Source organism: Pseudomonas sp. GW821-FHT11G12 (assembly GCF_058808055.1).
This window is the reverse complement of the sequence record NZ_JBXARH010000011.1, coordinates 82,341-95,155: the sequence shown is the minus strand read 5'-3', so window position 1 is coordinate 95,155 and position 12,815 is coordinate 82,341. Positions and strand designations below refer to the sequence as shown.

Annotated in this window: 9 protein-coding genes; 6 read left to right on the top strand and 3 right to left on the bottom strand. The window is 63.8% G+C overall.

The features are described from left to right. Window positions 1-23: 23 nt before the first annotated feature. Entirely contained in the window at window positions 24-5,852 is a 5,829-nt protein-coding gene (mnxG, locus tag AC1RR7_RS26640; protein ID WP_493158754.1) for a manganese-oxidizing multicopper oxidase MnxG, read from the bottom strand. A 33-nt stretch (window positions 5,853-5,885) separates the two neighbouring features. Here mnxG and AC1RR7_RS26635 point away from each other — a divergent pair, with 33 nt between their 5' ends. After that, window positions 5,886-6,050 carry a hypothetical protein gene (locus tag AC1RR7_RS26635; protein ID WP_493072795.1) on the top strand — a complete coding sequence of 55 codons (165 nt, stop codon included), beginning with the start codon at window positions 5,886-5,888 and terminating at the stop codon, window positions 6,048-6,050. A gap of 4 nt (window positions 6,051-6,054) precedes the next feature. On the opposite strand, the gene AC1RR7_RS26630 is transcribed toward AC1RR7_RS26635, so the two are convergent. Then, complete coding sequence (locus tag AC1RR7_RS26630) at window positions 6,055-6,666, bottom strand: lytic transglycosylase domain-containing protein (RefSeq protein ID WP_249484031.1); 612 nt, start codon at window positions 6,664-6,666, stop codon at window positions 6,055-6,057. A 202-nt stretch (window positions 6,667-6,868) separates the two neighbouring features. Between AC1RR7_RS26630 and gspG the strand changes: the two genes are divergently transcribed. The 3 genes from gspG to AC1RR7_RS26615 all read left to right on the top strand — a co-directional run bounded on the left by gspG (window position 6,869) and on the right by AC1RR7_RS26615 (window position 9,166). Further along, window positions 6,869-7,297, top strand: a complete 429-nt coding sequence (gene gspG, locus AC1RR7_RS26625; protein WP_102622369.1) for a type II secretion system major pseudopilin GspG — start codon at window positions 6,869-6,871, stop codon at window positions 7,295-7,297. A 14-nt stretch (window positions 7,298-7,311) separates the two neighbouring features. After that, on the top strand, window positions 7,312-8,499 hold the full coding sequence (locus AC1RR7_RS26620; protein ID WP_096821308.1) for a type II secretion system F family protein: 1,188 nt from the start codon (window positions 7,312-7,314) through the stop codon (window positions 8,497-8,499). 76 nt (window positions 8,500-8,575) lie between these two features. Next, window positions 8,576-9,166, top strand: a complete 591-nt coding sequence (locus AC1RR7_RS26615; RefSeq protein WP_493158753.1) for a hypothetical protein — start codon at window positions 8,576-8,578, stop codon at window positions 9,164-9,166. 31 nt (window positions 9,167-9,197) lie between these two features. On the opposite strand, the gene AC1RR7_RS26610 is transcribed toward AC1RR7_RS26615, so the two are convergent. Next, window positions 9,198-10,097: a LysR family transcriptional regulator gene (locus AC1RR7_RS26610; RefSeq protein ID WP_273539054.1), complete on the bottom strand. Its 900-nt coding sequence runs from the start codon at window positions 10,095-10,097 to the stop codon at window positions 9,198-9,200. A gap of 162 nt (window positions 10,098-10,259) precedes the next feature. On the opposite strand from AC1RR7_RS26610, the gene AC1RR7_RS26605 reads away from it, so the two are divergent. Together AC1RR7_RS26605 and AC1RR7_RS26600 are read left to right on the top strand one after the other, a co-directional pair. Continuing rightward, a complete protein-coding gene (locus tag AC1RR7_RS26605) occupies window positions 10,260-11,276 on the top strand; it encodes an alpha/beta hydrolase (RefSeq protein WP_493158752.1) in 1,017 nt (338 codons plus the stop codon). Window positions 11,277-11,339: 63 nt separating this feature from the next. Next, on the top strand, window positions 11,340-12,767 hold the full coding sequence (locus AC1RR7_RS26600) for a mechanosensitive ion channel domain-containing protein (protein ID WP_493158751.1): 1,428 nt from the start codon (window positions 11,340-11,342) through the stop codon (window positions 12,765-12,767). Window positions 12,768-12,815: the final 48 nt, after the last annotated feature.

Genomic DNA, 12,815 nt, shown 5'->3' with positions numbered 1-12,815 from the left:
ATACATTCCCGACTGCATTCCCGCTATTGGCCCTGAGGGACCGGTTCCGGCTCATTGGTCACCCGCAACAACCCCCACAACCCCGCCGTGTTGCCGAACGAGGCGTTGTCGCGGAACAGGTAGTCCCCCGCTATCGCATTGGCACCGCCGGCGCTCGGCAACATGAAGCTGAAGTGCGCCGCCGGCAGCACGCTCTCGCGGGCGCCGATGTACATCGACATCGGGTTGTAGCCGAACTTCACCGAACCCACGCCGGGGGTGTTCATCGGGTAGCCGCCGACATCGCTCTTCTCCGACTGGAACGGGTTGACCGACCACAGATGCCCATCGAGCTGGAAGGTCGAGCCACGGCTGCCACCGGTCGGCATCAGGATGTGGGTGCGGAACGGCTGCCCTGGCCTGGCGTAGAACACCGGGGTCTGCGGATCACCGCCGACCAGCGCGTTGCTGTAGGCCATGTGTGCGTTGGGCACGTCGCCGTAACCGTGGCCGTCGGCACGGCCGAACGGTGCATCCGGCGCCAGGCCGAAGCGGTACCACATCGGTTCGGCCTTGTAGTTGATGGCCATGCCGGCGTTGTCCTTCGGATCGTTCGGCACGCCCATACCTTCGGAAGCAATGCCCTCCACCGGTCGGCCATTGGCCCAGCGCAGGTTCAGGGCGCGCTGCCAGACCATCGCAAAATCGCGATAAGCCGTTTGCCCCGCCGCCGTCACCGTGGCGCTGACCTTGCGTACATCGTCGACCCAGGTGGCGCCCGCCGGCAGGATGCTCATCGCCCCGCCCAGGCCTTTTTGCGGTTGTTTGATCACGTCCGCCGGGGTGAAGTTGAGGCCGCCGAACTCCACGGCTGTGGCGTTGATGTTGTCGACGCTGCGCCCCAGTTGGGTGATCGGTTTGCCTTCGCGCTCCAGGTGCCCGGCGTAGTACTGATAGGTACGGGTCGGGTACGCACCGGTGCTACCGACACGCGGTGGCACGGTCTGGATCGGGTTGGCGCCGACGTTCACACCGTCGGATTTGGTGATGTCGTAGGCCAGTAGTTGCGCGTGCAGTCCGACGTGGCTGGACGGCCGCAACAGGTTGTTGTTGAAGGTGGTCGAACCGTCGCCACCGTTGCGATCACGCTTGACCAAGCCTTGCAGGATTGCGGTCTGCGCCAGGTCCGGCATGACGCTTGGCAGGCGGTTTTCCAGGGTGATGTTGATGCAGTCCCCGGCAGCGGCGCGCAGCACCAGCGGCTCCACCGGGATCCCGGGTTTGAGCTTGCCGGTGGCCGGATCGAGATCCGCCTTGCGCACGTACAGAATGGCGGTCGGGTCATGGATCGGCCCGCTCTGACCGCCGATGGTGATGGTTTCGCCATCCTCTGGATCGGTCACCGTCACCTGCGGAATGCTCACCGGCCGCGAGTTGAACACCAGCGTGCCGCCCGCCGGATTCAACGGCCCGCCAACATGCTGGCCGAGCCCGGCCGAGTCGCCGATGGTCAGCCCCAGCGGGTTGCGCAGGATGTCGTTGGCCAGCGCCGCGACCACTTCATAGTTGCGCTGCACGGTGGGCCGGGTGCCGATGCCGTTGGGGTTGGCGCTGATCCGTGGGCAACTGCCTTCGAACGCCACGGTGTTGCGCATGCCGGTGGGTTTCGGGTTGTTCGGCAGCGCGAACAGGTCGTTGCGTTGCGCGGTGTAGTTGCGCATCACACCCCAGATGCCGTTCCAGTAGCCTTCGATCGAGGCGTCCATCGAGTACAGATAATCCCCGGTGGTCGCCGCCGAACTCGACAGCATTGACACCGGCGCGATGAAGCCCATCTGCTCGGAGATCCCGACCATCTGCGAAGCGCGCCACCCGGAGTTCGAACTGTTGCCGAACCCGGAACCGCTTTGCAGCCATTTCACGCCGTGCAGGGTGACGTTGTGCTCTTCCTCGTGGCCGCCGGCATGCACCCGCAGCCGCACGTTGTCCCCGGTGTAAGTGCGCAGCATCGGTGTGAACGGATCACCCGGTTCGGCGCCGCCCTTGTTGATGTGCGGCGGGAACAGCGTGGTGCCGCCGGTAGGCCCGGTGGCCGAATTGATCTGGTTCGGCGCCAGGTTCAGCGCCGGGATCGCCCGGTCGGTGCGGCTCTGCATGGCGTACGCCAGGTCACCGCCGAGGCCCTCGGCCTGCATGCCGCGCTTGCCGTCCGGGCCGACCTTGTTCGGGTCGAACACCCGCAGGCCCAGCGGTTCGTTACGGTAGTTGACGACGAACATGCCGGGGTCATCCACGGAAATCGCCTGCGGGCACGGCCGGCTCGGGCAGCCCGGTTTGATCCCGCCGCGCGCCTCGACCACCGCTTCGAGCAGGTTGCCGGCGTTGTTGCGCACCGGCGGGTTGATCGCAAAGCGGAAGCTGTCGGCCGTTGCCGGGAACGCCTGCGCATTCGGGATGCCGTTCGGCCCCGCGCCCACATACACCCCGGCTTCATAGGCGTGCTGGAAGTCGCTGTACTCCAGGAAGAACTCGCGGAAGCTGTCGTTCAAACCGTCGCCGTCGAGGTCGCCGGTGTTGATCACCGCTTGCCACGACGTCGGCCCGCCGTCCTGCCGGGCGCCGCTGTACAAAGGCTCGCCGGTTTCGGCGTGGAACCAGGTGGAACCGGCCGGTTCAGCCAATACGGTGGCGTAGAGGCCGATTTGTTGGTGCGTCGATGGGCCGAGGTGGTCGTGGGTGAAGATCGTGCCCAGGCCGCGATCCACGCCTTTGCTGTTGATCACCGGGTCGACGAACCAGCGCTGCATCGCCGTGCGCGCGCCCATCCAGTCGCTGCGTCCGTACTGACCGAAGAATGGGTGCGCCTTGGCTTTCGGGCAGGCCGGGGTGCCATCACGCGGGTCGGTGCCGGCGCACTGGTTGAACTCGCGGATCGCGTGCACACGTTCCTGTACGGCGCCGGGGGAAAGCACGCCGTCCTCGTAGTTCCAGCCGTTGGAGGAACCGTCCGCCGCCGTCAGGTCCCACTTCGGCAGGTGAATGTGCTGGCCGATCACGTCGGTCGGGGTGCGCACCTGATAATCGTCCATCTCGTAGACGGCCGGCACCAGGTTGGTTTGCTGGTATTGCACGCAGTCGAAGGTGTTCATGCGCATCACCAGCGGCTCTGGCGGACGCTGCTTGGTGATCACCGGCCAGGCGTCTTCCCACAGCGCCAGGATGCGCGCCTGCGGGAAGTGATAACCGACCTTGTTGTACACCGCGTCGAACTGGATGTTGGCGGCTTTGTAGACTCGTGGCCGGTCGGCGGTGAAGGTCGAGGCGCCGACGAAGGACATGCCATCGAGACGCTCGCCGCTGTTGAATTCGCCTGTACCGGCGCTGCTGGTCAAACGTTTCTGACGGTCATCCATGCACGGTTCGTAGTACGGCGCGCCAGCAATCGGCAAGGCACCATTGGTGCGGAAGGCCTTGGCCACCACTTGATTGCCGGGCAGCAAGGCGAAGCTTGGGTGATCCTTTTTCGCGTGGAAAGCCATCGCCGCCTGTTCGACTTCGGTGCCCTCTTCGGGCAGATAAATCGGTTTGGCGCGGGTGACTTCCTTGGAGAAATCCAGCGACGTGGTCACGGTGAGCGCTTCGCCACCAGCAGACTTTCCGTCCAGTGCATGACGCGGCAAACCACCGTCCCAGCCGCCGGATTGCGTCGGGTCGAGGTTGGCCCACAGCGCCTTGCCGCTGGCTTTGAGCGATTGCGCGGTGGCGGCGTCGAGCATGTCCAGCGGTGGAGTCGGCGGACGTTGCCCGACCGAACTTTCCATGCCGCCGATCCAGAACGGATAGCCGGGATTTTTCAGGCTGCCGTCGGCGTTGCGGTTGGCTTCGCTGCGATCCACCAGGGCCAGAGAACCAACAGCCTGAGCGCCAGCGTTGCCGCCGTGGTGATCATCGTCGCCCTCTTCTCCCTCATCGCCGTCATCGCCGTCATCGTTGCCGGCGACCAGGGTTTCGCCGATTTTCGGCACCACTACGACTTTGCCCGGCATCGGCGCCATGGCTTTGCCCGGCAGCGGCACGATGGCGGGGATTGGCGTGCCGGCAATGATTTCGCCGTCCGGCAAGGCGCGGGCACCGGCGGCGGGTTTACCACTGCGCAGCGCATAGGGTTCGCTGTGGAAACCATCGGCACCCTGCTGGGAAACCTCCAGTCGGGTGCCCTCTTCAAACACATCGTGCACCCGCCACATGGCCCACATGCCCTGGGCAAAGTGCGGATAGAAGTGGCAATGGTAAATCGCATCGCCCGCCACCCGGTTGCGATTGCCCGAGCCGCCATTGGCGATTTCATAGGTATAGCCGGCGCCCGGGCCGATGCCCTGAGCGTCGACGTAATCGGAGTTATCATCATTGGGGTTGAACAGCCATTGGTGGCCGTGCAAGTGGAAGATGTGGTGTTCGTAACCGTTGTGAGTGTTGCGGAATTTGACGAAGTCACCGATGTAGCTGTGGGCAACGTTCGACGGCTCTGACGGATACAGCGCCATCGTCGCTTTGACGCCGACCTGATCGGCACGTGGCGTCTGGCCGGGGGCGATGTTCTCAAGCCCGGAGTTGGCCGGCACGTCCACCAGCATCGCCACGTCGCCGACGGTGTGCGAGCTGAGGAAGAATTCTTCGTAGGCGCAGGACAGGCAATCGTGCATCGGCCCCACACCCAATCGGTTGGCGATCACTTCGGCGCCCATTCCGCCGGCACCGTAGTTGATCATGAACGAGTCGCGGGTCGGCTCCAGCACATGGCCCATCACCGGGTCAGCGAAGTACGCCGGGAACGCCTGGGTGACGGCGGTTTCGTCCTGGAACTGCGCGGCGAAATCGCGGAACGGCTCCAGCCGGTTGGGCAGCGCCGGGTTGCGCTTGCCCACCGATTCCAGCGGATAGGTGATCGGCGGAAAGCTGCCGTCGGGGTTGCTGCCCATGACGATGGCGTCGCTTTCGCTGGAGATGATTTCGCTGCCGTCGACCATGCTGATGATTGGCATGCCGGCCTTGCCTTCGCGCAGCCACGGCTCGCGCTGCGGGTAACGAGCCTGGTAATCGACGATGGGATGTCCGGCGGGGGTGCGGCCAGTGCTGGCCAGGCGCATGTCTTCTTCAGTGAGGGTGTTGCGGTAAGTGCGGCCGCCCTTGGGCACGACCACCACTTGGGCAAACAGACCATTGGCATTGTTGCCGGCCGCGCCCTCCCCGCCGAACGTCGCGCCACGGCTGCTGACATCGAACGCCCCTTCGCGCTCGGCGTACAACAGATAGGAACGGCTGGCACCGGGGGCGACCAGACTGTTGGCGTTGCGCCCGGTGAACGAGGCGATGTCATCGATGCTGTTCACCGCTTGCAGGCCGTTGACCTGGAAACCGACATGCCGGTCGGCGACTTGCTCGTCGGCCTTGAAGGCTTCGCCGACGTTGGCGTTTTCCTCTTCACCCTCAGGCTCGGAGTGATGGTTCGGGTTGGCCTGATACGCCAGAAGATTTTGCAGGTTGATCGTCAGGCAGTCCCCCGCCGCCACGCGCAGCACCAGCGGCCGTGGACGCTTGTCCGGGCGCAGCGAGACTTTGCCCGGCACCGCCGAACCGCCCTGTGCCAGTGACCGGTCATGGTCATCGACCACGTCGCGGCGCAAGGCGAACATCATGCCGTTGACGTTCTGCGCACCGAGGCGGTTGAACATCAGCGGCTGATCGAAGGCCACGACGTTGGCCACCAGATTGCGTTCGCAGCGCACGGCGGCACTGGCCAGTTCGACGCTGAGCATCGAGGCCAGCAACAGCAGCCAGTTCAACAGGGACGGTGCGTGGTGAATGCCAACCATGATCGGAAACCTCGTAGTGGGTGCTCACAGGGAATGATTCTCGACAAAGCCCTCGGAGCAATCCGCATGCCACAAAAAATCGTGTTGCTGTTCAATCAGTTACAGAAATCATTTGAGAATCCGGGGGATATTCCCCACCCGTTTCCCCGTTTTTCCGACCCGGCGGATTTGCCCCGAAAGTGGGGAAAACCGGGTTGAAGGTTTACAACGGTGCGTCCGCTGCCAGCCCCTGCAGACGCCGATACTGGCGCAGGACGCTGGGGACATAACGCTGTGTTTCGGCAAACGGCGGGATCACCCGTCCACGGCTCAACACCGCGTCAGGGCCGGCGTTGTAGGCCGCCACGGCGAGCGCGATATCGTTGTCGAACAGGGTCATCAGGCGCTTGAGATACCGGGCCCCACCCTGGATGTTGGCCTGGGGGTCGTAGACGTCGGTCACCCCCAGCTCCCGGGCGGTGTCGGGCATCAGTTGCATCAGCCCGCCGGCGCCTTTGGGCGAGGTGGCGCCGGGGTTGTAGTTCGACTCGGCGTTGATCACCGCGTGCAGCAAGGCTTCGGGCAAGTGATTGGCCGTGGCCGCCGCCGACACCAGTTCCGCGTAGGGCTGGTTGGCGATCAATTGCGGTTGCCGGTCAAGGCTGACCACGGGCATTTGTGCCTCGTGAATCACCCGTTCGTAGGTGCGTCCGGGGCGATGGACGTTGGACAGCACATAGCTGCCCTTGGCGTCCACGGAGACAAATACATCGGCCTCGGCGATGCCGGTCAACAGCATGCAGCCAAGCAGTCCTGCGCAGATTGGATTGAGCATTGGGCCTCCCCTGACAGGCCCCGAAAAATTGGGGGAAATGCCCCACTGACCTGTCGTGAATCAGCCGTACGCAAGCACTGTGCCGACTCTCGAGAAGCCCGTATTTCAAGGGCTTCAGCCCGCACGCAGGATTTATCGGGGGCTGAGCATGGCAATTGCATAAGCCCTCAGGCGACTCGGCTGCCACTCACCGGAGGTCATCATGAAGCTGCATGTTCGTCCGCGCGCCCAACAGGGTTTCACCCTGCTCGAATTGCTCGTGGTGCTGGTAGTGCTCGGCCTGCTGGCCGGGATCGTCGCGCCCAAATATTTCGCCCAGTTGGGGCGCTCCGAAGTGAAAGTCGCCAAGGCGCAGATCGAAGGTCTGGGCAAGGCACTGGACTTGTATCGGCTGGAAGTCGGCCACTACCCGTCCACCGAACAGGGCTTGCAGGCGCTGGTGACCGCACCGAGCGACGAGGCGAAATGGACCGGCCCGTACTTGCAGAAAAAACTGCCGCAGGACCCGTGGGGCCGTAACTACACCTACCGCTACCCCGGTGAAAACGCCGAGTACGACTTGCTGTCGATGGGCAAGGACGGCCAGCCCGGCGGCGAAGGCGAAAACGCCGAAGTCACCAACTGGCAATGAGCGGAGCACACGGCATGCGTTTTCATCTGAAGGCAGTGGGCAAGGCCGGCGTGGTGTCGCTGAACATCGAAGCGCCCGGTCACAGCGAAGCGCGGCGCATCGCCGAAGATCAGGGCTTGCGCGTGGTCAGCCTGCACGCCGAACGGCACTGGCGTTCGCTGCGCCTGAGCCAACGCGAGACCTTCAACCTGGTGCTGTTCAGCCAGGAGCTGACCACGCTGCTCAACGCCGGCCTGCCGCTGATCGATGCACTGGAAAGCCTGGCGGAAAAAGAAACCGCGCCCGCCGCCCGAAAAACCCTGACTGAGCTGGTGCGGCTGCTGTACGAAGGCAAATCGTTCTCCCAGGCGTTGGCCCAGTTGTCGGCGGTTTTCCCGCCGCTGTACGTGGCGCTGGTGCAGTCCAGCGAGAAGACCGGCGCGGTCGGCGATGCGCTGGGTCGTTATGTCAGCTATCGCCAACGCATGGACGAGGTGCGGCAGAAGATCGTCAGCGCCTCGATCTACCCGCTGCTGTTGCTGGTGGTCGGCGGTGGCGTGGTGCTGTTTTTGATGGGTTACGTGGTGCCGCGCTTCAGTCTGGTGTTCGAAGGACTGGGCTCGAACCTGCCGTGGCTGTCGCAGATTCTGATGAGCAGCGGCATGTTCCTGCACGCGCATCAGGGTGAGTTTTTCGGGATTCTGGCGGCAATCATCACCGCCCTCGCCGTGTTGCAGAAACAACCGGCGTTTCGCCGTGGGCTGGATCGGCTGGTGGAAAAACTCCCCGCCGTGCACCAGCGGATCTTCATGTATGAGCTGGCGCGATTTTACCGATCACTGGGGATTCTGCTGCAAGGCGGGATTCCGCTGGTGACCGCCATGGGCATGGTGCGCGGCCTGCTCACCGTAGCCTCGCGGGCGCGACTCGACCAGGCCTGCGAACGGGTACGCGAAGGACAGTCATTGTCCACCGCGCTGGAGCTCAATCGGCTGGTGACGCCCGTGTCTCTGCGCCTGCTGCGCGCCGGCGAGCAGTCGGGCAACCTCGGGCAAATGATGGAACGCAGCGCCGACTTCTACGACGAGGAAATCAGCCGCTGGATCGAGTGGTTCGTGCGGCTGTTCGAACCGCTGCTCATGACCTTCATCGGCCTGCTGATCGGGGTGATCGTGATCCTGATGTACATCCCGATCTTTGAACTCGCTTCAAGCATTCACTGACCCCGGGAACGGGTCGACTCAAGCGCAACACTGCACAACCAGGTTCCCAATCAAGACAACAAAGACGGAGAACGATATGCACATTCAAAAGCTCATGCTCGCAATGGCCATCGGCGCAGTCCTGTCGGCGTCTACCGTATTGATCCCGGACAACCTGTCCGGGGTGTCCAGTGTTCAGGCCAAGGAAGGTGGCAGTGGGGGTGGAGGAAGCGGTGGTGGGGGCGGCGGAGGTAGTGGCGGTGGTGGAGGCGGAAATGGGGGTGGCGGTGGTGGCAACGGCGGGGGCGGCGGCAACGGAGGCAGTGGCAGTGGCGGCAATGGCGGTAGCCACGGTGGCAGCGGCAGTGGAGGCAACAGTGGCAGCGGCGGCGGTGGAAACAGTGGCCACAGCGGCAGCGACCATGGTTCGGGCCATTCCGGCGACAGCGCCTCTTCAGGACGCAACGGCACCCACGCCGAGGCTGGGGACGATCACGGCGTTCATCGGGCCGGAGAAATCGGCGATGACCATGGGGTTCATCGTGCAGGCGAAATCGGTGATGACCACGGCGTACACCGCGCGGGCGAAATCGGTGACGACCATGGCGTACATGCCGCAGGCGAACCCGGCGATGATCGCGGGGTTCACGTTGGCGGCGAGCCAGGCGATGACAAGCGCGCCAACTGAGCAACGCTGAAAATTGTGCGAGCGGCTGGGGCTACAACACCCCCTGACGCTGATCCAGCCGCTCGCGCAAAAACTCGATCAACGCCTGCACCGGCCGCGATGCCTGACGATGCTGCGGATACACCGCCGACAGGATCAACGGCTCCGGACGCAAATCATCCAGCACCGGCACCAGGCGCCCATCCTTCAGCGCGGCCCCGACAATGAACGTCGGCAAGTAGGTAATCCCCATCCCCGCCACCGCTGCATCCCGCAGCAACTCGCCGTTGTTGACCCGCATCCGCCCGGTGACATTCACCAGCTGCGGCTTGCCCTGCCCCGCGTTGAACCTCCACTGCACCGAACGCCCGTGGCCGTAAGGCAGGCAGTCATGACTGAGCAAGTCTTCCGGTTTGACCGGTATACCGCGCTCGGCCAGATACGCAGGGCTGGCGCAGTACACCCGCTCGATGGCGGCGATGCGTCGGGCGATCAGGGTCGAGTCTTCCAGCACGCCGATGCGCAACGCCAGGTCGTAGCCCTCGCCGAGCAAGTCCACCGGCCGGTCACTCAGATCGACCTCCACCGTCACCTCGCGATAACGCTGCAAGAACAGCGGCAGCAGACACCCCAGATGCGCCACCGCAAACGACAGCGGCGCGCTGACACGAATCGTCCCGCGCGGTTCGGCGGTCTGCCCGGCGATGCCCTGCTCCACTTGTTCAACTTCGCTTAACAGCCGCAGCGCCGATTCGTAATAGCTCTGGCCCAGCGGCGTCACATCCAGGCGCCGGGTCGAGCGGTTGAGCAGACGCACGCCGAGGCGCTCCTCCAGTTGCATCAACCGACGGCTGACGAACTGCTTGGACAGGCCCAACTGATCGGCCGCCGCCGTGAAGCTGCCGGAGTCCATCACCTGGCAAAAAATACGCATGTCTTCGAACGGGTTCATTGTCACTCTCTGGTTGACAGTTAAACGCTTTATAGCCGCTTTTTCACTTTCCGGCACCTCATTAATCTGTGCTCACGGTGTTGCTGAGACCTGAAGCCCAGCGCCACAGCAGCCCGATCCCAAGGCATACAAAAACTCAAACGACTTAAAAAGGAATTGCACATGAACATCAAGAAAACCCTCGCCGCTTCCCTCCTCGCCCTGTCCATCGGCAACGCGTTCGCCGCCGAAAGCACTGGCGTCGAACACACCACCCAGGCCTTCCTCGACGCCCTCGCCGCAGGCGGTGGCAAACCGCTTGAGCAACTGAGCCCGAAAGACGCCCGTGCGGTGCTGACCGGCGCCCAGGCTTCGGTGAAGGTTGACCTGTCGGGCGTGGAAGTCAGCGACAAGGCAATCAAGGTCGATGGCCAGACGATCAACCTGAAAGTGGTGCGCCCGGCCAAGGTCAAGGGCGAACTGCCGGTGTTCATGTTCTTCCACGGTGGCGGCTGGGTGCTGGGCGACTTCCCGACGCACCAACGGCTGATTCGTGATCTGGTGGTGGGCTCTGGCGCGGTTGCGGTGTACGTCGATTACACGCCGTCGCCGGAAGCGCAGTACCCGACCGCGATCAATCAGGCCTACGCCGCAACGAAATGGGTGGCCGAGCACGGCAAGGACATCGGTGTCGACGGCAAGCGTCTGGCGGTGGCCGGCAACAGCGTCGGCGGCAACATGGCGGCGGTCGTGGCGCTGATGGCCAAGGAACAGAAAACCCCGGCCCTGCGCTTCCAGTTGCTGATGTGGCCGGTGACCAACGCCGGGTTCGATAACGGCTCGTACCAGCAGTTCGCCGAGGGCCACTTCCTGACCAAGGGCATGATGCAGTGGTTCTGGGACAGCTACACCACCAACCCGGCCGAGCGTGCGCAGATCCATGCCTCGCCGCTCAACGCCAGCGCCGAACAGCTCAAGGGCCTGCCCGCCGCGCTGGTGCAGACCGCCGAGTTCGACGTGCTGCGTGACGAAGGCGAAGGCTACGCCCGCCACCTCGACGCGGCCGGTGTGCCGGTGACCTCGGTGCGCTACAACGGGATGATTCATGACTTCGGCCTGCTCAACCCGCTGAATCAGATTCCGGAAGTAAAAGCCGCCGTGCGCCAGGCCGCGGCGGAACTCAAGACCCATCTGAACTGAGTCCAGCCACTCGCCACACCTTCGGGTGTGGCGTTTTCTTTTGTGCCCGCCGGAGTTCACCTCATGAGCGTTTTTTCTGCCCACCTGCTGTCCTGGAGTGCCCTGCTGCTGGTGCTCGACGCCCTGCTCTGGCACCTCGCGCCGTTCAAGCATCGCGCGCAACGGGTCGGTATGCGGCTGGTGCTGTTTCTGGCCTTCAGCGCGCTGATCATCAATGCCGGCGTCAGCCCGTTGCAGGCGCCAGTCTTTGCCGATGATCAGGTAGCGCAACTGGGCGCGACGGCGCTGGGAATTTTCTGGTGGCTGTACGCCGCGCGAGCACTGACCGAAGTGATCGGCCTGATTCTGATGCGCCGCATCGGTCACAGCGGCCGGTTGTTGCAGGACGTGATCGGTGCGCTGGTGTTTCTGGTGGCCATCGTCGCGGCCGCCGGTTATGTGCTGGAGCTGCCGGTGAAAGGCCTGCTCGCCACTTCCGGGGTGTTCGCCATCGTGGTCGGTCTGGCGCTGCAAAGCACCTTGAGCGACGTGTTCTCGGGCATCGTGCTCAACACCACCAAGCCGTATCAGGTCGACGATTTCGTGGTGATCGACGGCGTCGAAGGCAAAGTGCTCGACATCGACTGGCGCGCCACGCACCTGCTGACCAGCGCCGGCACCCTGGCCGTGGTGCCGAACTCGGTGGCGGCCAAGGCCAAGATCGTCAACCTCAGCCGCCCGAACAACCTGCACGGCGTGTCGATCAGCATCAAGGTGCCGAACCACATCCGCCCGCGCCGGGTACTCGATGCCCTCGACCGCACCTTGCAAGGCAGCAGTAGTCTGCTGCTGACGCCCGCGCCGAAAGCGGTGCTGAAAGAGGCCGGCGAAGAGATGTCGGAATACGTGGCCAGCGGTTTTATCGCCGAGCTGGGCAAAAAGGCTGAAGTGCGCAATCAACTGTTCGACCTCGCCCACCGCCATCTCGAAGCGGCCGGTATTTCGCGGCACCCGGACGGCGTGATCGAACCTTCGACCCGCGCCCGCGCCTTGCTCGATGAAGTGAAAATCTTCCGCTCGCTCAGCCATGAAGAACGCGATCGCCTCGCCGAATCGATGGTCGCGCAGCAGTACAGCTCCGGGCAGGTTGTGCTGGATCTGAATGAAGTGCCGGACAGCCTGTTCGTGATTGCCACCGGCGTGGTCAGCGCCAGCGTGCCGGACGGCAATGGTTTCACCGAGGCCGGGCGCATGGGGCCGAGTGAGGTCATGGGAGAACAGAGCATTCTGGCCGATACGCCTTCGCAGGCAACGTTTACGGCGTTGACGTCTTCGATCATTTATCGGCTCGACAAGAACCTGACCCGCCAGTGCATGGAACAGCGCGGCGAAGTCGGCCAGGCATTGAACAAGTTGCAGGCGGTACGGCAGCAGAACAGTCGGCTGGCGTTGATGGCCCAGCCTGTGGCTGTTCGCAAGGGTGGGTTTCTGGGGTGGCTGCAAAAGCGCTGAGCCCTTTGCGACAGACAAAAAAATGCCCGCTCTTCAGCGGGCATTTTT

Bases quoted from the DNA above. Each gene is read 5' to 3' on its own strand.
- AC1RR7_RS26615 (WP_493158753.1), top strand. From the start codon at position 8,576: ATGCACATTCAAAAGCTCATGCTCGCAATGGCCATCGGCGCAGTCCTG.
- AC1RR7_RS26600 (WP_493158751.1), top strand. From the start codon at position 11,340: ATGAGCGTTTTTTCTGCCCACCTGCTGTCCTGGAGTGCCCTGCTGCTG.
- AC1RR7_RS26620 (WP_096821308.1), top strand. From the start codon at position 7,312: ATGCGTTTTCATCTGAAGGCAGTGGGCAAGGCCGGCGTGGTGTCGCTG.
- mnxG (WP_493158754.1), bottom strand. From the start codon at position 5,852: ATGGTTGGCATTCACCACGCACCGTCCCTGTTGAACTGGCTGCTGTTG.
- AC1RR7_RS26630 (WP_249484031.1), bottom strand. From the start codon at position 6,666: ATGCTCAATCCAATCTGCGCAGGACTGCTTGGCTGCATGCTGTTGACC.
- AC1RR7_RS26635 (WP_493072795.1), top strand. From the start codon at position 5,886: ATGATTCTCGACAAAGCCCTCGGAGCAATCCGCATGCCACAAAAAATC.
- AC1RR7_RS26610 (WP_273539054.1), bottom strand. From the start codon at position 10,097: ATGAACCCGTTCGAAGACATGCGTATTTTTTGCCAGGTGATGGACTCC.
- AC1RR7_RS26605 (WP_493158752.1), top strand. From the start codon at position 10,260: ATGAACATCAAGAAAACCCTCGCCGCTTCCCTCCTCGCCCTGTCCATC.
- gspG (WP_102622369.1), top strand. From the start codon at position 6,869: ATGAAGCTGCATGTTCGTCCGCGCGCCCAACAGGGTTTCACCCTGCTC.